At 39.7% G+C, this 20904-nt stretch carries 18 protein-coding genes; 5 read left to right on the top strand and 13 right to left on the bottom strand.

All coding sequences use genetic code 11. The features are described 5' to 3' along the window. Positions 1 to 2 precede the first annotated feature (2 nt). Entirely contained in the window at positions 3 to 2549 is a 2547-nt protein-coding gene (locus ACYVQZ_RS03910; protein WP_461240091.1) for an ABC transporter permease, read from the top strand. A 23-nt stretch (positions 2550 to 2572) separates the two neighbouring features. On the opposite strand, the gene ACYVQZ_RS03905 is transcribed toward ACYVQZ_RS03910, so the two are convergent. From ACYVQZ_RS03905 to dnaA, 13 genes are all read right to left on the bottom strand, one after another. Then, positions 2573 to 3751, bottom strand: coding sequence for an MDR family MFS transporter (locus ACYVQZ_RS03905; protein WP_461240090.1), 1179 nt, complete (start codon positions 3749 to 3751; stop codon positions 2573 to 2575). A 220-nt stretch (positions 3752 to 3971) separates the two neighbouring features. Then, positions 3972 to 5348, bottom strand: coding sequence for a replicative DNA helicase (gene dnaB / locus ACYVQZ_RS03900; RefSeq protein WP_461240089.1), 1377 nt, complete (start codon positions 5346 to 5348; stop codon positions 3972 to 3974). Between the two features lie 23 nt (positions 5349 to 5371). After that, complete coding sequence (gene rplI, locus ACYVQZ_RS03895; protein WP_461240088.1) at positions 5372 to 5824, bottom strand: 50S ribosomal protein L9; 453 nt, start codon at positions 5822 to 5824, stop codon at positions 5372 to 5374. Between the two features lie 5 nt (positions 5825 to 5829). After that, entirely contained in the window at positions 5830 to 7857 is a 2028-nt protein-coding gene (locus ACYVQZ_RS03890) for a DHH family phosphoesterase (RefSeq protein WP_461240087.1), read from the bottom strand. 138 nt (positions 7858 to 7995) lie between these two features. Next, on the bottom strand, positions 7996 to 8232 hold the full coding sequence (gene rpsR, locus ACYVQZ_RS03885) for a 30S ribosomal protein S18 (RefSeq protein WP_461240086.1): 237 nt from the start codon (positions 8230 to 8232) through the stop codon (positions 7996 to 7998). Between the two features lie 27 nt (positions 8233 to 8259). Then, complete coding sequence (gene ssb, locus ACYVQZ_RS03880; RefSeq protein WP_461240085.1) at positions 8260 to 8793, bottom strand: single-stranded DNA-binding protein; 534 nt, start codon at positions 8791 to 8793, stop codon at positions 8260 to 8262. Positions 8794 to 8829: 36 nt separating this feature from the next. Continuing rightward, positions 8830 to 9126 (bottom strand): 30S ribosomal protein S6, encoded by a 297-nt coding sequence (gene rpsF, locus ACYVQZ_RS03875; RefSeq protein WP_461240084.1) that lies wholly within the window; start codon positions 9124 to 9126, stop codon positions 8830 to 8832. A 189-nt stretch (positions 9127 to 9315) separates the two neighbouring features. Beyond that, entirely contained in the window at positions 9316 to 11799 is a 2484-nt protein-coding gene (gene gyrA / locus ACYVQZ_RS03870; protein ID WP_461240290.1) for a DNA gyrase subunit A, read from the bottom strand. Between the two features lie 85 nt (positions 11800 to 11884). Next, the gene (gene gyrB, locus ACYVQZ_RS03865) at positions 11885 to 13828 is read right to left on the bottom strand and encodes a DNA topoisomerase (ATP-hydrolyzing) subunit B (protein ID WP_461240083.1); all 1944 of its coding nucleotides are present in this window, start codon (positions 13826 to 13828) and stop codon (positions 11885 to 11887) included. Between the two features lie 2 nt (positions 13829 to 13830). Next, entirely contained in the window at positions 13831 to 14949 is a 1119-nt protein-coding gene (gene recF / locus ACYVQZ_RS03860) for a DNA replication/repair protein RecF (RefSeq protein WP_461240082.1), read from the bottom strand. A gap of 8 nt (positions 14950 to 14957) precedes the next feature. Continuing rightward, the gene (gene yaaA, locus ACYVQZ_RS03855; RefSeq protein ID WP_461240289.1) at positions 14958 to 15164 is read right to left on the bottom strand and encodes a S4 domain-containing protein YaaA; all 207 of its coding nucleotides are present in this window, start codon (positions 15162 to 15164) and stop codon (positions 14958 to 14960) included. Positions 15165 to 15497: 333 nt separating this feature from the next. Continuing rightward, the gene (gene dnaN / locus ACYVQZ_RS03850; protein ID WP_461240081.1) at positions 15498 to 16637 is read right to left on the bottom strand and encodes a DNA polymerase III subunit beta; all 1140 of its coding nucleotides are present in this window, start codon (positions 16635 to 16637) and stop codon (positions 15498 to 15500) included. A 177-nt stretch (positions 16638 to 16814) separates the two neighbouring features. Then, the gene (gene dnaA, locus ACYVQZ_RS03845) at positions 16815 to 18137 is read right to left on the bottom strand and encodes a chromosomal replication initiator protein DnaA (RefSeq protein WP_461240080.1); all 1323 of its coding nucleotides are present in this window, start codon (positions 18135 to 18137) and stop codon (positions 16815 to 16817) included. Positions 18138 to 18629: 492 nt separating this feature from the next. On the opposite strand from dnaA, the gene rpmH reads away from it, so the two are divergent. The 4 genes from rpmH to jag all read left to right on the top strand — a co-directional run bounded on the left by rpmH (position 18630) and on the right by jag (position 20902). Beyond that, complete coding sequence (gene rpmH / locus ACYVQZ_RS03840; protein WP_461240079.1) at positions 18630 to 18764, top strand: 50S ribosomal protein L34; 135 nt, start codon at positions 18630 to 18632, stop codon at positions 18762 to 18764. A gap of 54 nt (positions 18765 to 18818) precedes the next feature. Then, positions 18819 to 19163, top strand: coding sequence for a ribonuclease P protein component (gene rnpA / locus ACYVQZ_RS03835; protein ID WP_461240078.1), 345 nt, complete (start codon positions 18819 to 18821; stop codon positions 19161 to 19163). A 15-nt stretch (positions 19164 to 19178) separates the two neighbouring features. Then, complete coding sequence (yidC, locus tag ACYVQZ_RS03830; protein ID WP_461240077.1) at positions 19179 to 20012, top strand: membrane protein insertase YidC; 834 nt, start codon at positions 19179 to 19181, stop codon at positions 20010 to 20012. A gap of 89 nt (positions 20013 to 20101) precedes the next feature. Then, positions 20102 to 20902: an RNA-binding cell elongation regulator Jag/EloR gene (gene jag, locus ACYVQZ_RS03825; protein ID WP_461240076.1), complete on the top strand. Its 801-nt coding sequence runs from the start codon at positions 20102 to 20104 to the stop codon at positions 20900 to 20902. The last annotated feature ends 2 nt before the right edge of the window (positions 20903 to 20904 follow it).

Below are 20904 nucleotides of genomic sequence, written 5' to 3'. Positions count from 1 at the left end.
TTATGAAACCAATGACTAAAAATATGTGGCGCGATATTAAAGACAATTTAGGCCGCTTTATCGCCATTATCCTCATTATATTACTAGGGACCCTCATTTTCGTGGGTGTCAAAGCTGCTGGCCCCGGATTAAATGATTCACTAGACACTACGGTTAAGCAGCAACATCTCAGTGACGTCCAGCTTCTGTCAACGACTGGCTTTGATAAGACCGATGTCAAAACAGCACAAAAAGTTGCGGGTGCCAAAGCTGAAGCCATAAAGTTTAAATACGCTATCGGTGGTAAAAATGATAGTGTTGTCGCCTTGTATGGTTATCAACCACAGACCACTCAAAACAAACTGAAATTACGCAGTGGTCATTTACCAAAAACCGACCATCAAATCGTCTTAGATCAACTTGCCAAAAAAGATTATGGCTATCATTTGGGTGATCAATTCACTTTTAAAAAATCTGCTGATTTAAAACAACAGACTTATACGGTCGTTGGCTTTGCCGATTCACCGGCTTATATTGATTATGCTAGTCGTGGGGTTGCTAACGTCGGGGATGGAACCGTTAGATTTTTTGCTTATCTGCCTAGTAACCAACTCAATTTACCCAGTGCGACTTTGTTAAATATTCGCTTTGCTTCATTGCAAAAAATGAATACTTACAGTCACCAATACCAAAACGCAGTCGATCACAAAATTACTAAACTGAAAGCCGTTTTTAAAACCCGTGCTAAAGATCGTGACCAGGCTTTACAACAACCACTTCGCGAGCAACAGGCGCAATTAACACAGGCTAAACAGCAATTCAATGCAAATCAGATACAGCTTGATCCTAACCTAGCCAGTGCACAAAAAAAGCAGCTTACTGCCCAACAAGCACAATTATCAGCTGCCAAAAAGAAATTAACCACGACCTACACCTGGCAAACGCGCTCTGACTTACCAGGGTTCTCCGATTTTGGTGACTCTTCAGACCGAATTGCCGCAATTGCGAATGTTTTCCCCGTCTTCTTCTTTTTGATTGCAGCCTTAATTACGTTCACCACTATCACCAGAATGGTCGAAGAATCACGCCAACAGATTGGTACTTTCAAAGCACTTGGCTATGCGAAAACAACCATTGCCAAAAACTTTATCACCTATGCCTTGCTCGCCGGCCTAATCGGCGCACTGGCAGGTGGGATCATCGGTAATCTAACCCTGCCGCAACTGGTAATCAGTCTGTATCAAATGAGTATTCCACTGATCTCGGACGTGCCATTTATGTGGTCAATTTTTGCCATTGCCATTGTCTTTTCGTTGTTGGCAACAGTTGGTGCTGCTGTCATTGTGACTATTCAACAATTACATGAAAAACCAGCCGCTTTAATGCGACCACGGGCCCCTAAATCTGCTAAGCGAATTTTTCTCGAAAAAATCACGCCGTTATGGCAAAAATTGAGTTTTAATCAAAAAGTTTCCTATCGTAACCTCTTTCGTTATAAAAGTCGAGTCATCATGACCATTATCGGTATTGCTGGCGGCACCGCACTTCTGCTCACAGGCTTTGGGTTACGTGATTCAATTAGCGGCACTGCTGACAAACAATTTAGTGAGGTCACTCATTACGATGCGACCGTCGCGCTCAATCACAGTAACCAAGCTACTGAGGCGCAACAAGTACTAAAAACCAATGCGCACTACCAAAGTGCAGCTCAAATTAATGCAACAACTGGCACTGTCAAAAAACACGGCCAGCATGTTAGCGACGTTCATGTATATACACCGCAACAGCCGCAGGCATTCCAAAAATACGTTAATCTTGGTCAAAAATTACCCAAAAATGGCATCATTATCAGTCAAAAGATCGCGGATCAACTTAAGGTTAAAACTGGCGATTCACTAACATTAACAACAACTGCGGGTAAAACAGCACATTTGAAAATTAAAGCCGTAGCACCAAATTATATGGGCGTTTTTGCCTATATGAGTCCCCAGGCCTACCAAACTGCCTTTAAGACTAAAGCGCCTGTGAACACGCTGCTAGTTCGTTTAAAACACATGACTAAATCCCAACAAAATCAACTCGCTAAACAGCTGCTGAGTCACGGGGATGCTCAAGGCACTAGCTTCTCATCCGCACAAATCACCAGCGTCCACACCATGTCGCAGTCTATGAACTCAATTGTTTTAATTTTTATTTTATTATCAGGCGTTTTGTCGTTTGTTGTTTTATATAATTTAACTAACATCAATATTTCCGAACGCGTTCGCGAACTATCAACCATCAAAGTGCTTGGTTTTTACGACCGTGAAGTAACAACCTATGTGGTTCGTGAAAATGTCATTTTAACGGTGATTGGCATCGTTTTAGGTTATGGCATTGGCAGGGGATTGCTGGCATTTATCTTAAAACAAGCATCCACGCCCCTGGTTATTTTCCCAATTATTATCAGTTGGCAGGGTTACCTATTTTCCACTCTATTAATGGTGATTTTTACGTTGATTGTCATGTTGGTCACTCATCATAAATTGCGCCAAATTAACATGATTGATGCCTTAAAATCTAATGAATAAAAAAACAACCCTGAATAGGTTGTTTAGCGATAAAATTTAACTTGTTTTGCTTTCAAACTGACTACCAGTAAAATCAAGACATCCACAATCACAATTGAAGCACTACAAGTAATAAATAGTGTTCGATAGGAGAAGCCCTCGATGATTAGTCCACCAAAAAGTGGTCCGAGGGCTTTTCCGATTGATGAAAATGCATTGGTTAAGCCTTGATATTTTCCTTTAACTTCAACTGGTGATAAATCATTAACAATGGCTGGCATCGATGGAAACGCCGTCGCTTCACCGATTGTCAAGACGACCATGGCTAAAACAAACATGGGATAACTATGGGCAAAAATTAAGATGAAAAAGGATAGTGCGCAGAAAAATACACCAACATAAACTTGATGGTAAATATTTTTGATGTGATGCCCTAACCAACTCAATAATGCCTGAATCACAACAATTAAACCGGCATTAATGGTCCATAAAAAACTGTACAATGGCATTGAAATGCCCATATCAGTGACATACACAGACATATTGCTGACCCATTGTTCATACATGATCCAAATTATTCCCAGGGAAATAAATAGCGTCCACATGATCATCATATTGGCAGAATTAATTTTAATCTTGCCAGTCTGCGCTTTACTCTTTTTCCGAATTGCGGTGGTATCCACATAATAGTGTAAAATGGCCACAATTAAATACAACAGGTACAAAACTGCCGTAATGGCAAACATGATTGCGACACTACCGTTATAAAGAAAACCAACGACCGAGGTTCCAATCACAATTCCTAAATTAGCCGCAAAATATAGCATATTAAAGACATAACGGCCATCTTTGCTGACAATTAATGTTCCTAACGAGTTTACTAATGTCGTTAACCAACCATTAAAGAAGCCAACTATGCCAAGCAATAGTGGATATGCAGGCCAATGGTTAATAAAAATCAGCGTCGCCATTGCCACAGTATCGATTAAAATACCCCAAATAATTAATTTACGTGGATTAATTTTATCAAATAAAATACCGCCCAAGTAACTTCCAACAACGTTTGTACCAGAGTAGCCTAATAAAACTACCCCAATCACGGTTAGTGATTTGTGCAGTTCGTTGTGCAAGTAGATCGTTGTTAACGGCCAGATAAAGCTGGTACCAATACTACTTAGGAAGGCACCAAAGATTAACCAGCGTAATTTTATTTCTCGTTTCATTGGATCTCCTGTTTGGGTTTAATACTTGTTTAGATAACAAAAGACCGCTGGGCTGGGTGCCTTTGGCCTTTTTTGTTTTTTTGTCGTTAATTCTTTTATTGCTGAAACGTGCTCCGAGCGACTGCTTCTTCCGGTTAACACAATAATTATCAAATCCCAAAACCAGGGATTTAATAATTATTCCGTTAATCCTCAGAAACAACCCGTCGCTCTCCGCACTCTACTCCATATAAGAAATCGAAGAAAATTTATTATAAGACTTCACAAATAACAATTTCACAGTCCCACGCGGACCGCTTCTGTTTTTTTCGATGATGACTTCCACTTCGCCCACGTTTTGATCATCATCTCGTGGGTCCTGTTGGTTTTCCGTATCATCGTTATCACGTTCATAGTAATCGTCACGGTACAAAAATGCAACAATATCGGCGTCTTGTTCAATTGATCCTGATTCACGGATGTCTGAAAGAACTGGTCGCTTATCTTGACGTTGTTCCACACCACGTGACAATTGCGATAAGGCAATGACAGGTACACTTAGCTCTTTGGCTAACTTCTTCAATTGCCGTGAAATATCAGAAACTTCTTGTTGCCGATTTTCATGATTAGTTCCTTCAATCAATTGTAAATAATCAATTAGAATTAATCCTAAACCACCTTGTTCTTTATATAAACGACGGCATTTAGCACGAATTTCAGCAACTCGAATACCTGGTGTGTCGTCAATAAAGATCTTCGCCTTTGACAAACTACCCATCGCAATCACTAAATTACGCCATTCTTCTTCACTTAACTGACCTGTTCGTAAGTGGTTAGCGTCAATACTACCTTCTGCACACAACATCCGGTTAACCAGTGATTCAGCGCTCATTTCCAAACTGAAAATAACGACCGTTTCATCTGTTTTCGTTCCGACATTTTGCGCAATATTCAATGCAAAGGCAGTTTTACCAACAGCTGGACGAGCTGCCAAAATCATTAATTCATCAGAATGTAGGCCGGTCGTCATTTTATCTAATTGTGGATAACCAGTCGATAGCCCCGTAACGTCAGAGCCATTTTTAGCTAGTTTATCAATTTCTTCAAAAGTTTGGTTTAACACGTCTTTAATAGCGCGAAACCCTTCTTGGTTCTTGGTTTCAGAAACATTTAAAATCTCACGTTCTGCTTCATCTAGCAGACTAGAAACGTCATCGTCACCGGAATAACTCCGCGTGACAATATCTGTTGCTGTTTTAATTAAACGGCGTAACAGTGATTTTTCTTGGACAATTTTGGCATAGTAAACCACATTAGCCGCTGTCGGCACTGCTTCTGCCAATTCAGCCAGATAGCTGATACCGCCGACATCTTCTAATTGATCGCTATTGCGTAACTCATCTGATAGTGTCACAACATCAATATTAATATCTCTGTCGTTTAAGTCCACCATCTTTTGAAAGATGATTTGATGCGCCCGTCGATAAAAATCTTGCGCTGTCACATATTCCATTGCTTCAACCAACGCATCACCACTAAATAAGACAGAACCCAAAATGGATTTTTCTGCCTCAATATTTTGTGGTGGTGTTTGATCATTGATCACATCGTTATTCATATCGACATTGTCCTCTAACCTAATTATTTTTCAGCAACGTGCACACGAATAGTCGCTGTTACTTGTGGGAATAGTTTAACTGGTACGTTCGTGTAACCCATGACACGGATTGGTTCTGCCAGTTCAATTTTACGCTTATCAATTTTCAAATTGAATTGATCATTGAGTGCTTGTGCAATTTGCTTACTTGGAATTGAGCCAAATAAGCGCCCATCTGTCCCTGCTTTAGCTTTTAGTTCAACAACTGTTTTATCATCTTCTAGAACTTGTTTCAATTCTTGTGCTTGAGCGAGTTCATCAGCTTGTTTCTTTGCTTCTGCTTTTTGTTGCCCTTTTAGTTGGCTCATAGCTGCTTTGGTAGCTTCCTTAGCTTTACCTTGTTTAATCAAAAAGTTTTGCGCAAAGCCATCTGGGACTTCCTTTACCTCGCCGCGTTTGCCGCGTCCTCTGACATCTTGTGTAAAAATAACTTTCATTTGATTCACTCCTCAGTAGTTTCTTTGGTTTCATCATTTTGTTCTTTTTGTAATAGGTCGACTAAGTCTTGTTTAACTTCTGATACCGTCTTATCAGCAATTTGCGTAGCTGCATTTGATAAGTGACCGCCACCACCCATTTGTTCCATGATGACTTGAACGTTGTAATCTCCCATCGAGCGGGCAGAAATACCAACACGATCATCATCACGTAACGTAATGACAAACGAGGCGTCAATCCCGTCCATTTGTAAGAGCGAATCGGCGGTTTGCGCAGCTGTTACTGAATCATACACTTGCGTATCTTCACCAGCACACAGCGCCATGTTATTGTTAATAAATGACACAGTCGCGATTAAGTGATTGCGTTGTAGATAGCTATCAACATTTTCTTTCATAAATTGTTGAATTAATAGGCCATCGGCTCCCGCAGCTCGAAGATAACTAGCAGCATCAAAGGTTCTCGTTCCAGCACGTAATGTGAAGGACTTCGTATCCACCTGAATACCAGTTAACATCGCAGTTGCTTCAATCTTATTGATTGGTTCACTGTCGCGGGATTGATACTCAAACATTTCAGTAATTAACTCACATGTTGATGAAGCATATGGTTCAATATACACCAGAATAGGGTTATCTGGGAACTCTTCTCCGCGACGATGATGATCAATAATCATGACTTTATTTTGTAGACGCGTGAATAAGTCTTCAGACATTGAGATACTTGGTTTAGAATGGTCAACCATAATTAATAAACTTTGATCGGTCGCTTTTTCAAGGACCTCTTGTGGCGTAATGATATGGTCTTTAATGTCTTGATATCCATCAATTTCGTGCAACAAGCGCAAAATATCAGAATGTAAATGATCTTCATCGAGCACAATCCAACATTCGTGACCGTTCATCTTAGCAATGCGCCGAATTCCTAAACAAGCACCAATCGAATCCATATCAGGGACACGGTGTCCTTGAACAAAAATTTGATCAGAGCCATTCATGAGTTCTTGTAAGGCTTGGCTAATCATGCGAGCACGAACTCGTGTCCGTTTTTCCATTGGGTTAGTCTTCCCACCATAGAACCGAGCTTGTTGATCTTCAGCTTTAACAACGACCTGATCACCACCACGACCAAGGGCCAAATCTAAGTTACTTTGCGCTAGATCAGCTAACCGATTTAAATTAACATCCCCATAAGCCACGCCAATACTGAGTGTTACGGGTGAATTTTGCTTCGAGGTTTGTTCACGAATCACATCTAGAATATTAAACTTATCGCGTTCAATTTCGTCTAATGCTCGTTGATGTCCAATGATCAGATAATCATCGTCATCTAAAACTTTCATAAACAAATTGTACTGATTGGCCCAATCACTAATTTGAGACGTCACATAATTATGCAAATTAGAAACTTCTGAATCATTCATTGATGAGGTGATTTCAGCATAGTTATCTAAATAAATGTTACCAAAAATGACTTGCTCATTTTCATAGCGTTCGTCAATTTGAGCATAATGGGTAATATCCATTAAATAAACCGTATTGAAAGGTTGTTGAATCAATGCTGTAAACTGATTATCTTGCCATTTAATGGTGACCGGATCAACTGATTCTTTATTGTCAGCTAAAGCCGTAGCAAGCTCTGGTGCCACTTCTGTGAGCGATTTGCCAATCACTTGTTGATCAACAAAATATGTTGCCATATACGGATTAATCCATTCAATTTCTTGTTTGTCGTTGAATAAGATCACACCAACTGGCATCCGAGCCAATGCTTCTTGTTCACCACGATTAATGCGATAGGTTAAATCGGAAATGTATTCGTTCGTGTCGGAAACGACTTCTTGTAGTGAATTCAACACAAAAACAAGGCCAATGCCAACCAAAATCAGCATGATGACCCCAAAGACCCAGCTGATCAGCATCGAAAAGACAATCCCTAGTGCTGAAACAACAAACAAAAAGAGCGCAATCCAACGTAAATTGGGATTACGTAAAAAGAATGGTAAATTTTCCCTCTCAAAAAATCGTTTCATAATTCTCCGCCTATTTTCTGTAGCCAATTGTTAGCATATAGTAAGTCTATTTTATCACATTTAAACAGACAAATTAAAACGCAGTCTAGTTAATAACTAAACTGCGTTGATATGCATATAATTTTTATTCGATTAGAATTAGTCTTCTGCAACGAATGGTAAGAGACCCATGATACGTGCGCGTTTAATAGCAATCGTTAAACGACGTTGGTTCTTAGCACTTGTTCCAGTAACTCGACGTGGCAAGATCTTGCCTCGTTCTGAGACAAATCGCTTCAATAAATCAGTATCTTTATAATCGATATATTCGATATGATTTGCAGCGATAAAATCTACTTTACGACGACGGCGTCCGCCTCTTCTTTGTTGAGCCATTGAATTTCCCTCCTCTGACAATTAACGTTAGAACGGTAAATCATCATCCGAAATATCAATTGGTTCACCATTACTAGCAAATGGATCACTTGCATTACTGTTAGAATTATCAGCATTGCTTTGTGCATTGTTATTTGCTGCTGGTGCCCCAAATGGGTTTTCAGGGTTAGATGATTGAGGAGCATTCATTGATTGATCATTATTGAAGTTTGACGCATTGTTATTGCGGTTTTGGTTTTGTGACTTAGGTTCAAGTAGTGAGAAGTTCTCAACTACAACTTCTGTCACATAAACACGTTGACCTTGTTGATTTTCGTAATTTCGTGTTTGAATACGACCATCAATACCCACCAAAGAACCTTTATGCGTAAAATTGGTAAAGTTTTCCGCAGATTTACGCCAAATAACACAGCTAATAAAATCTGCTTCCCGTTCACCAGCTTGGTTGGTAAACTGACGATTTACAGCAACAGTAAATGTTGCAACGGCAGTCCCGCTCGTTGTGTATCGCAACTCGGGATCTCTGGTCAAGCGTCCAACAAGTGTTGTCCGATTAATCATAAATGATTACTCCTTTCTAAAATTAAAAATAGTGTCTTAATCTTCGCGTTTGACGATCATGTGACGTAAAATGTCGTCACTGAACTTTGATAAACGATCGAATTCATTTAAAGCTTGGTCATCTGTCGCTGTCATATTAACGATATGGTAGATTCCTTCATTGTAACCACCAATTTCGTATGCAAAACGACGGCTTGACCAGTCTTTTGAATCAACAATCGTTGCACCATTGTCAGTCAAAATCTTGTCGAAACGGTCAACTAAATCGCTCTTAGCTGATTCTTCAAGATCTGGACGGATAATATATGTGATTTCATATTTTGTTGGTTCCATTAACTGTTACACCTCCTTATGGACTTTGGCCCCTTTCCTCATGAAAGAAGCAAGGAGAGCAGACGTATTCAACGTATACTCACAAACAAAAATTATAGCATGCTACTACAGATAAAACAAGGACGCAAAACAAAAATCCTAAGTTGCGATACATTTAATAAATACGCAATCTTAGGATTTTTATTTTAATTAATTTTCGTCAGTTGAATCAGTATCCGTCTGTGCAGATGGTCCTGCTGAATTGGTTTCAGCCGCATTATCTGCTGCAGTGGTTTCTTCTGGTTCATCTTCTTCTTTGTCGACTTTGGCCATTGTTGCAACCTTAGTGTCGTCTGCCATCCTGATCAAGTGAACTCCTAATGTAGCTCGTCCAGTTTGAGAAACGGTCTCAACACCAAAGCGAATAATAACGCCTTTATCAGTCACCAGCATAATATCTTCGTCGCCAGTAACGGTGGTTAACCCAACTAATGGTCCGTTCTTCTCGGAAACATTAGCGGTCTTAATTCCCTTACCACCACGACCTTTGATTGGATATTGATCAGCAGGTGTTTGCTTACCAAATCCACGTTCACTAATGATAAAGACATTACTGTCAGGTGCTAAGATATCAACGCCAATCACGTAATCGTGATCACGCAGACGGATTCCACGAACCCCGGCAGCTGAACGTCCCATTGAACGCACGTCTTGAGCTTTAAAGCTAACGGCATAACCCAGATGAGTTCCAATAATCATGTTTTGATCGTTAGCCACGATTGAAACACCAATTAATTCGTCATCATCTTTAAGCGTAATTGCCTTCAAACCATTGCTTCGAATATTTTCAAATTCAGCAACGGCTGTTCGTTTCACACGACCATTCAATGTCGTAAAGAATAAGTCTTTATCATGATCGTCGTTTTCACGTGAAACATTAATGACAGCTGAAATTTTTTCATCTGACCCAATGCCTAATAAGTTAATAATTGGAATTCCTTTGGCTGTTCGTCCATATTCAGGAACTTCATAGCCTTTCATTCTGAAGACTTTACCAGCACTCGTGAAGAATAATAGGACATCATGTGTTGACGTTGAAATCAACTGTTCGATGAAATCATCATCATGAACACCCATTCCTTGCACGCCACGGCCACCACGATGTTGCGCTTTGAATTCATCAATTGGCAAACGCTTGATATACCCGTTATGGGTTAATGACACAATCACGTCTTCTTCTTCGATCAAATCTTCATCTTCAATGTTGGTTACATCGCCGACTTGTAATTCAGTCCGACGTTTGTCACCAAATTTAGATTGAATTTCTAATAATTCGTCATAAATGATCTTGTTGATACGATCTTTATTGGCCAAAATATCTTTATAATCGGCAATATCATCCATCAAGCCATTATATTCGTTTTCAATCTTTTCGCGTTCCAAACCGGTCAGACGAACCAAGCGCATGTCCAAAATAGCTTGCGCTTGGCGATCTGATAAGCCGTAATTAGCCATCAATTGTTGCTTAGCAATGTCACTAGTTTGTGAGCCGCGAATAATACTGATGATGGCATCAATATGGTCTAAGGCAATCCGTAAACCTTCGAGAATATGGGCCCGTGCTTGAGCCTTTTTCAGTTCAAACTCAGTCCGGCGACGAACCACGTGTTCTTGATGTTCCAAATAATATTGGAGAATTTCTTTCAAACTCAAGACACGCGGTGTGCCATTGACGATTGCCAACATATTGAAACTATATGATGTTTGCAACAACGTCATCTTGTACAAGTTGTTAAGTAGGACTTCAGCACTGGTATCGCGGCGGACATCAATCACAATCCGCATTCCATCACGGTCTGATTCATCATTGATATCTGTAACGCCTTCGATTCGTTTATCACGAGCCAATTCAGCGATTCGTTCAATCAATTTAGCTTTGTTAACCATGTATGGAATTTCAGTAACGATAATACGTTGCTTACCATTTTTTTGTTCTTCAATATCAACTTTGGCACGGATTGTAACCGTCCCACGACCCGTTTCATAAGCCTTACGAATCCCAGATTTACCCATGACAATTGCGCCAGTTGGAAAATCAGGTCCGGGAACTGCTTCCATCAGATCTGCGGTGGTTGCATCAGGATTATCCATCAAAATATGGATGGCACTAATCACTTCAGCTAGATTATGGGTTGGAATATTAGTGGCCATCCCAACCGCGATCCCTGTCGCTCCGTTAACCAATAAGTTAGGAAAACGAGATGGTAAAACGACAGGTTCTTTTTCAGTTCCATCATAGTTGTCCATAAAATCAACAGTATCTTTGTTGATATCACGCAACATTTCTACCGCAATTTTACTCATTTTGGCTTCGGTATACCGCATCGCAGCGGCGCCATCACCATCGACGGAACCAAAGTTTCCGTGGCCGTCGACAAGCATGTAGCGATAACTAAAATCTTGTGCCATCCGCACCATTGATTCATAAATAGCTGAATCACCATGTGGATGGAATTTTCCCATGACATCCCCAACAATTCTGGCAGATTTCTTGTACGGTTTATCGGGTGTCACACCTAATTCACTCATCCCATATAAAATCCGGCGGTGAACTGGCTTTAACCCATCACGAACATCAGGCAAGGCCCGCGAGACAATAACACTCATCGCGTAGTCTAAAAATGATGTCCGCATTTCTTTAGTCAAATTGACATCTGTAATTCGACTTGGTAACTCTTCGTTTGCCAATGCGACTCCTCCTTAAAAAGTGAACTCGTTTTTATAAGTCTAGATTTTCAACGTAGGTAGCATTTTCTTCGATGAAGTTTCGGCGTGGTAACACTTTATCACCCATCAACATTGAAAATGTTTTGTCTGCTTCAATTGCATCATCAGTGTTGACGCGCAACAAGCGACGATTTTCTGGATCCATGGTTGTTTCCCATAGTTGTTCTGCATCCATTTCACCCAGTCCTTTGTATCGTTGAATAACTGGTTTTGGTGAAGGTTGCAATGACGTTACCACTTGCTCTAATTCTTCATCAGAATCAATGTAGCGCACGAACTTACCTTGGCGCACTTGATACAGCGGTGGCTGAGCAATGTAGACATAGCCAGCATCGACAATTGGTCGCATAAAGCGATAGAACAAGGTTAACAAGAGTGTCCGAATATGAGCACCATCGACATCGGCATCCGTCATGATGATTAATTTATGATAATTAGCTTTGGAAATATCAAATTCATCACCAAAACCTGTACCCATGGCTGTAAAGAGTGATCGAATTTCTTCATTAGCTAGAATCTTATCTAAACTAGCTTTTTCAACGTTCAAAATCTTACCACGAATTGGCAAAATGGCTTGTGTTAACCGTGAGCGTCCCTGTTTAGCTGAACCACCGGCAGAATCACCCTCGACAATAAATAATTCTGAAATTTCAGGATCTTTACTAGTATTATCGGCTAACTTACCAGGTAAATTACTAATTTCAAGGCCACTCTTCTTTCGTGTCACTTCACGAGCACGTTTGGCAGCAACCCGGGCTTTAGAAGCCAAGATCCCTTTATCAACAATCTTGCGTGCCACGTCTGGATTTTCCATCATGAAGCGATTAAATGTTTCAGAGAAGAGATGGTCAGTTGCTGTACGTGCATCTGAGTTTCCCAATTTAGTCTTGGTTTGACCTTCAAATTGTGGATCTGGATGCTTTATAGAAACAACGGCAGTTAAACCTTCACGAACATCTTCTCCGGATAAAGCATCATCGTTGGCCTTCAAGATACCATTTTTGCGACCATAATCATTGATGACACGGGTCAATGCGGTCTTAAACCCAGTTTCGTGCGTTCCACCTTCATACGTGTGAATATTATTGGTGAAAGTCATCAAATTATTGTGAAAATCATCCGTATATTGTAAAGAAACTTCAACGGTAATGCCCTTTTCTTGGCCTTCGACGTAAATTGGTGGGTCAAATAAGACATCTTTATTTTCATTCAAATATTCCACGTAATGCCGAATTCCACCTTCATAATGAAATTCTTCCTTGGTTGGTGTCGCTGGTCGTTTATCTTCAATCGTAATTCGCAAACCTTTGTTTAAGAATGCTAGTTCACGAATACGAGTGGTTAAAATTTTAATATCGTACGTGGTTGTTTCACGGAAAATTTCTGGATCCGGCAAGAAATGCACAATCGTGCCGTGTTCATGCTCTGGCCGTGTACCAATGACCTTCATTGGTGTTTTGACATGGCCACGTTCGAAATCAATGTAGTATTCTTTACCATCACGAATAACGCGTGCATCAAGTTCAGTTGATAAGGCGTTAACAACTGATGCTCCGACACCATGAAGACCACCAGAAACTTTATATCCGCCGCCACCGAATTTTCCACCGGCATGCAAGATTGTAAAGACAGTTTCCAATGCTGGTTTACCAGTTTTCTTTTGAATATCAACTGGAATTCCACGACCGTTATCAGTCACGGTAATACTATTGTCTTTTTCAACGACTACGTTAATTTCATCACTAAACCCAGCAAGAGCCTCATCAATACCATTATCGACAATTTCCCATACTAAATGATGGAGTCCTTGTGACGTGGTGGTTCCGATATACATTCCGGGCCGTTTTCTAACAGCTTCTAGGCCTTCTAGCACCTGAATCTGGCTGGCATCATATTCGCGTGCCTGTTGTTCTTTTGTTTCTTCTTGGTCGCTCACAGCTATTCCTCCCTTGAAAGTGTTCCATTTGCGATATTAAAAATTGCTGGTTCGTTAATGAGTTGTCGTGCAATTCCACTTAAACTCGTCGTGGTTAAAAATGTTTGGACTTTATCTTGAATTGCCGCTAATAATTGCGTTTGCCTGGTGTCATCCAATTCTGAAAGCACATCATCGAGTAACAAGACTGGATACTCGCCTGTCTGCTCCTTCATCAAATCAATTTCGGCTAACTTCACGGATAACGCAGTCGTGCGCTGTTGGCCTTGTGAGCCATATGTCTGGACATTTTTATCATTGACTAAAAAATGTAAATCATCACGTTGTGGCCCGTATTGTGTGGATCCTTGTTCAATTTCTCGCGTTTCATTTTTGGCATATAGTTCCATGAGTTCTTTGTAAACCCCATCAACAGTTAGTTCCTCATTATTCTTCAGTTGATTGACATACCGAAATGTGAGCTGTTCTTGTTGATTAGAAATAACTTGATGGACTTCGTTCGCCCAATGCTCAAGTTTGACCAAAAATTCTGCCCGCGCAACCATAACCTCAGCGCCGTATGCGGCCAATTGATCCGACAAAACCTGAAGTAACACACGATCATGAGCTTTATGTGTCTGTAGTTGTTTTAAGTACTGATTACGCTGTTTTAAAATCTGGCGATATTGGCCTGAGTTATATAAATATTTGCTACTCATCTGGCCAAATTCCATATCCATAAAATGCCGCCGCAATGTTGGTGCACCTTTAACAAGCGACAGGTCTTCTGGTGCAAACAAGATGACATTGAATTGCCCAACATACTGTGACAAACGGGCTTGTTCAAGGTGATTAACCTTGGCCTGTTTGCCATTTTTACTAAACTGAAGCTCTAACGGCACTTCATCAACTTGTTTTTTGACCCGCCCGCTGACGCTGGCTTCACTACTTTGCCACCCAATCAATTCGCGATCATTAGCACTCCGATGACTGCGCGTTAACGCTAAAACATAGATTGCCTCTAATAAGTTGGTCTTACCCTGCGCATTTTCGCCAATTAAGACATTGACGCCCGGTGCAAAATCAACTGATAACTGTTTGTAGTTGCGAAAATTTTTCAACTGCAATTCTTTTAAAATCATTTTTCGTCCTACTTTGGTGTTGCAATTTTAAATTGTCCGACTGTTTGAATATCGACTACATCGTCTGGATATAGCTTCTTTCCTCTTCTTTGATCAACTTCGCCATTGATCTGTACGGTATTTTCAGCCAAAAACCACTTTGCTGCTCCGCCTGAAGGGATAATATCTTCTTCTTTTAGTAACTGCCCTAATGTAATAAAGGGTCTGTCAATCATGACAATTTTTGGTTCAGACACATCATCACCTACTTTTATTTGTACCTTTCCATTATACCGTTATAAATGAAGAAAAACAACGCTATATGGCTCATTTTGCCGTTTTAAGCTTTTTTATCCTTTTGTAGTACCGTGTATCAAAAAAAGGGCAACTGGCTTTATTTTTCAATTTTCGCGTTTTATTTTGATTTAGGGGTTTAAAATCTGATTAAGCTGAGTAATAAAGCAACTGAACGTTTTAGAAAAAATTTTTTCAATAAAAACAAAAAAAAGAAACCATTATTTGGTTTCTTTTTTGAATGTCTTCTCAATTATTTTAATTTACATCACAGCCTAGAATGTTCGAACCGGCGTGATTAATTGGACGAAGTTTTCTTGATCTTGCGTTGGCACCAAAGTAAATGGTCGTAACGCTGATGTAAATGAAATTGTGATATCAGTTTGACCAAATGAGCGTAGTGCATCTTTCATATAGTCAGGGTTAAATGAAATTTCTAGATCTGCCCCATTAAGCGTTTCGCCATTAATTTCTTCTTCAACATTACCGACATCAGGTGAATTACCACTTAACTTGGCAGCCTTAGTGTCTGTATCGAGGCTTAATTTAACCACGTTATTACGACTTTCATGTGATAACAAGGAAGCCCGTTCAATCGCTGCCAATAATTGTGACGCATTAATTTGAATAGTCGTGTCAGAAGTTTCTGGAATTAAGCGGTTTGTTTCAGGATAATTTCCTTCCAGTAACCGTGAATAAAACATTGTGTCACCAAATAAGAAAAGAACCTGATTTTCAGCAATCCGCATTTGGATTTCATCTTGTGAGTCATCAATCATTCGTGATAATTCCGTCAAACTTTTACCAGGAATAATGACATCATACGAATGTCCACTCGCTTTTGGCAACGTAATTTTACGTTGTGCTAACCGATGGCTATCAGTTGCAACAGCCGTGAGTTGTGTGTCATCTAAGAGAACATGGACACCCGTTAAAATAGGCCGACTTTCTTGGGTTGAAACAGCTAACACTGTTTGACCAATAATTTCTTTAAAAACGTCAGCATTCAGTGTAATCGCATCAGCAGCTTCAATTTCTGGTAAATGAGGATAGTTATTCGCATCTTGCCCATTAATCGTAAATGAAGCACTTCCTGATGTAATTTCAGCTTGGAAACCATCACTAACTTCAATTGTTACTTCTTTATCAGGCAGCTTTTTAATGATTTCACTAAAGAAACGTGCAGGTAACACGATGGCCCCTGTGTTTTCAATGTGCAAATCAAATTTATCATCTGTCATTGCCAACACCGTTTCGATTGTGATATCAGCGTCACTACCTGTTAACCTGATGTCTTCATCACTAACGGTTACTTTAAGTCCCGTTAAGATTGGAATCGTGGTTTTAGAAGAAATTGCCCGTAAGACATTATTTAATTCACTAATAAAAGCGGATCTGTTAATCGAAAATTTCATAACTGAAGTCTCTCCTGTTTGGTTGGAATTGTATTACTTTAATTAAATAAAGATAAAGTCGTAGTAGTAGGCCCTGTGTATTGAGTGGAAAACAACGCTGCACCTAATAAAACTACGGAAAGTGTCCTGTGGATAACTTGTGGATAACTCATAGTAGATTTCAATAGTTTTCCACAGCTAAGGTTTTAAATCCATTTTAAGGTTTTGCACATCTTCTTGCAAATCGGCATCTGTTTTTAGTTCTAGTTCAATTTTTTCAATTGAGTGCAAGACAGTTGTGTGATCTTTGCCACCAAATTCAGAACCAATTTTGGGTAATGATGTATCGGTGAGTTCACGGGCAAGGTACATGGCTACCTGGCGTGGAACCACGATTTGCTTCACCCGTTTTTTGCCTTTTAGATCGCTTTCGGTGATGTGATAATATTCGGCAACGCGCGTTTGAATTAACGGAATGGTTAGAATACTACTACCGCCTGATAGTTTTAGGCCCTTTAGCGCATCAGAGGCAAGACTTGTGGTAATTGGTGTCTTATTCAATCGCGAAAATGCTTGAACACGAGACAAAGCGCCTTCCAGTTCACGGACGTTGGAATCAATTTGACCGGCAATATAGGTTAACGTATCGGTTGGAATATCGATTTCATCGGCTTGTGCCTTACTGCGTAAAATAGCAATCCGCGTTTCCAAATCTGGTGGTGTAATATCAACTGATAAGCCCCATTTAAAGCGTGAAACCAGTCGGTCTTGCAACTTAGGAATTTCGTTAGGTAAGCGATCAGAAGTTAGAACGATTTGTTTATTTTCTTCATACAATGCATTAAATGTATGGAAGAACTCTTCTTGGGTTCCTTCCTTATCCGCAAAGAACTGGATATCATCAACTAATAGAAGATCTAAATTGCGATATTCCTGACGAAATTGTTCCTGTGTCCCAGTTTGAATGGCATTGATAAAGTCATTTGTAAATGCTTCGCTAGTGACGTACTTAACGCGAATACTCGGATTTGCAGCAATTAATTTATTACCTATTGCATGCATTAAATGCGTTTTGCCAAGGCCAACGCCTCCATAAAAGAAGAGCGGGTTGTACATCTTGCCGGGTTCTTCAGAAACGACTAATGCGGCTGCATGGGCCATTTGGTTGCCTTTACCGATCACAAATGAATCAAAGGTGTACCGGGGGTTCAATGCGGTATTAACTTTGAATGATGGCTTAACGGGCATTGATGGACCTGTTGCGAACGTTTCATCGGTTTCTAAAATATAGCGGGGCTCAATTTTTTCTGCTGTGGCATCAAAAACGTATTGATCCAGCTTTTTGGTGAGTGAATCGCGCCAGTAATCTTGGTGGAACTTGGTTGGTAATTCGATAGTTAATTGATTGTTGGCGAGTGAAATAGCTTTCGCCGGTGCAATTAAATTATCATATGTAACGTCGGATACATCATTCTTAAAAGATTCTTTAATAGTATCCCAAAGTGTCTGTAAATCAGTCACGAGCGACTCCTCCTAATTAAAACTACTCCAAATAGTTTAGCATGCAAAAGCAGAGTTTTCCACAGGGTTGTTGAAACAAATTTGTAATATTACACAACGCTGTGTGTAAATTATCCACAAGGTGTGAAAAACACCTGAAATATTAAGGAATTTTACAGTTATCCACAAATTCCTGTGGGAATCAAAAGCAATAATGACGGCATTTTGCAAACTTTTCCACAGGCAAACAAGGATGTGTGGATAACTTTATAAACAGGCTGTAGATATGTGTAAAAACACGGGAAAAAGCTGTGGAAAGATTCAAATTGAATTCTTTTTGTACACAACGCTGTGGAATATTCTTAAAATTTTGTGGATAATTAAAAAATTTTTTTCGTTTTTTGGGTATTTATTATTGGCGGACTCTATGCTAAGATAGTAGGGTATTGTTTGAAAAGATGAACTTTTCGACTATAGAAAAGAAAATAATATCTAAATAGGAGGTGCTAAATTATGAAACGCACATTTCAACCAAAGAAACGCCATCGTTCACGTGTTCATGGCTTCCGTAAGCGTATGAGTACAAGCAATGGCCGCAAGGTATTAGCACGTAGACGTCAAAAAGGCAGAAAAGTATTGTCTGCATAAGGCCGCTGATGAACAGTGGTCTTTTTTTCTGAAAAGTTTTGGAGAGAACAGTAAATGCGAAAATCATACCGGGTTAAAAAGGAAAGTGAGTTTCAACAAGTGTTTGAGACACACAATTCAGTTGCCAATCGTAAGTTCATTATCTATGTAATGGAAAAGACGGGGCAAAAACATTTTCGTGTTGGGATTTCAGTTGGTAAGAAAATTGGCAATGCGGTTAATCGTAATTGGGTGAAGCGCCGAATTCGGCAATCAATTTTAGAACTAAAACCACAAATTAAGTCTCAATGTGATTTTTTGGTCATTGCTAGACCAAGTGCCAGAAAAATGAGTATGGCGGAAACCAAACAGCAGTTAACTCATGTCATGAAACTAGCTAACCTGTTTGATGAAAATTAAAGTGAGGACGAAAGAGTGAAAAAGCATCTCAAAAAAATTCTAACAATTGTTAGTGTTTTATCATTAGTGCTATTTTTAGCGGCATGTTCCAACAAACCAGTTAATAGTCACAGTACTGGCATTTGGGATCATTGGATTGTTTATAATTTCTCGCGGGCCATTATCTGGCTTTCCCATACGTTTGGTGGTTATGGGATGGGAATTATCATCTTTACCATTATCGTGCGAATCATTATTTTACCATTAATGGTTTATCAAACACGGGCAATGCGTAAAACACAAGAATTGCAGCCGCAATTAAAGGCTTTGCAAAAAAAGTATTCATCAAAAGATATGGATACTGTGCGGACTTTACAAGAAGAGCAGCGTAAATTATATGCCGAAGCTGGCGTTAATCCGTTTGCTTCAATGTTGCCAATGTTAGTCCAATTACCCGTTATCTATGCGTTGTATGCAGCTATTTGGCGCACACACGTCTTGCGGGCAGGTTCATTTTTGTGGTTAAAATTAGGACATCCAGATCCATATTTCATTTTGCCAATTTTAGCAGCCGTCTTTACTTTTATTAGTTCATGGTTGTCAATGGCTTCTCAACCTGAGAAAAATATGATGACGACTTCGATGACGTGGTTCATGCCAATCATGATTTTCTTCATGGCCTTGAACTTATCATCAGCGATTTCACTATATTGGGTGGTTACCAACGCTTTCCAAGCGGGGCAAACATTAGTGATTCAAAATCCATTTGTGATTAATCGTGAACGTGCTGAAAAACAGGCAGCTGAAAAAGCGAAACGTAAGGCCATTGAAAAGGCTAAACGCCGCGCCGTTCGTAGTAAACGTAAATAAGTGATGAGCAATCAGTTAAAGCACTGATTGCTTTTTTTGTAAAAAAAAGCATAATATATGTAAAGATTATTGAAAGAGGTTAAGGACATATGCCGCTATTTACTGGTGAAACAATCGCCCAAGCAATTGAAAATGGATTAAAAACCCTTCATTTAACACGAGACGAAGCAAATATTGAAGTGATTAGTAGTCCCAAAAAAGGATTATTAGGACTTAATAAAAAAGAAGCTGAGGTGGAAGTAACGTCTATTTTGCCACAGCATTCAGGCGGGGCACTTTTACATCCGGAATTATTGGATAAAATCCATCATGATAAAGATGAATTGAATAATTTAGGAAGTGTGGAAACAGATTCAGTTTTAGAAGATGATGAGCAAGCTGGATTATCAGACCTACAACGGCGGCAACGCCACGAACAAAATGTGAAGAAAATCCAAATTGCGGGTGAACAACTAGAAGCATATCTGGGTGATATTTTAACCGTGATGGGCATTGATACCACGTTAGAAGTCACCACAAATGATCACGCTATTGATATTAATTTAAAAACAGATACGCAAGGGTTGGTCATTGGTCACCATGGTCGGGTGATTAATGCGCTTCAAGAAATGGCATTAGTCTTTTTAAACCAACATGGTTTTCAACATGTTAGAGTTACCCTTGATAGTGATGGTTATCGTGAAAAACGCCAAGAAATTGTTTCCAATTTAGCTAAACAAACCGCGCGTGAAGTGATTGCCTCGCATCAAGCCGTCTACCTTGATCCCATGCCAGCACAAGAGCGTAAACAGATTCATAATATTTTAGCTGATAATAAGTTTGTTAGAACTTATTCAAAGGGGCAAGAACCGAAACGAAGTATTGTGATTGCGCCCGCCAGCGAGATTTAATA

The organism is Paucilactobacillus salsurae (assembly GCF_054784995.1).
This window is presented reverse-complemented; position numbering and strand designations above follow the sequence as displayed.

Excerpts from the sequence above, each read along its gene's own strand:
- yaaA (WP_461240289.1), bottom strand. The coding sequence starts at position 15,164 with ATGATTGACAGACCCTTTATTACATTAGGGCAGTTACTAAAAGAAGAA.
- ssb (WP_461240085.1), bottom strand. The coding sequence starts at position 8,793 with ATGATTAATCGGACAACACTTGTTGGACGCTTGACCAGAGATCCCGAG.
- rnpA (WP_461240078.1), top strand. The coding sequence starts at position 18,819 with ATGCGAAAATCATACCGGGTTAAAAAGGAAAGTGAGTTTCAACAAGTG.
- rpsF (WP_461240084.1), bottom strand. The coding sequence starts at position 9,126 with ATGGAACCAACAAAATATGAAATCACATATATTATCCGTCCAGATCTT.
- rpmH (WP_461240079.1), top strand. The coding sequence starts at position 18,630 with ATGAAACGCACATTTCAACCAAAGAAACGCCATCGTTCACGTGTTCAT.
- recF (WP_461240082.1), bottom strand. The coding sequence starts at position 14,949 with ATGATTTTAAAAGAATTGCAGTTGAAAAATTTTCGCAACTACAAACAG.
- dnaB (WP_461240089.1), bottom strand. The coding sequence starts at position 5,348 with ATGAATAACGATGTGATCAATGATCAAACACCACCACAAAATATTGAG.
- dnaN (WP_461240081.1), bottom strand. The coding sequence starts at position 16,637 with ATGAAATTTTCGATTAACAGATCCGCTTTTATTAGTGAATTAAATAAT.
- rplI (WP_461240088.1), bottom strand. The coding sequence starts at position 5,824 with ATGAAAGTTATTTTTACACAAGATGTCAGAGGACGCGGCAAACGCGGC.
- gyrA (WP_461240290.1), bottom strand. The coding sequence starts at position 11,799 with ATGCGGACATCATTTTTAGACTACGCGATGAGTGTTATTGTCTCGCGG.
- ACYVQZ_RS03910 (WP_461240091.1), top strand. The coding sequence starts at position 3 with ATGAAACCAATGACTAAAAATATGTGGCGCGATATTAAAGACAATTTA.
- ACYVQZ_RS03905 (WP_461240090.1), bottom strand. The coding sequence starts at position 3,751 with ATGAAACGAGAAATAAAATTACGCTGGTTAATCTTTGGTGCCTTCCTA.
- jag (WP_461240076.1), top strand. The coding sequence starts at position 20,102 with ATGCCGCTATTTACTGGTGAAACAATCGCCCAAGCAATTGAAAATGGA.
- rpsR (WP_461240086.1), bottom strand. The coding sequence starts at position 8,232 with ATGGCTCAACAAAGAAGAGGCGGACGCCGTCGTCGTAAAGTAGATTTT.
- ACYVQZ_RS03890 (WP_461240087.1), bottom strand. The coding sequence starts at position 7,857 with ATGAAACGATTTTTTGAGAGGGAAAATTTACCATTCTTTTTACGTAAT.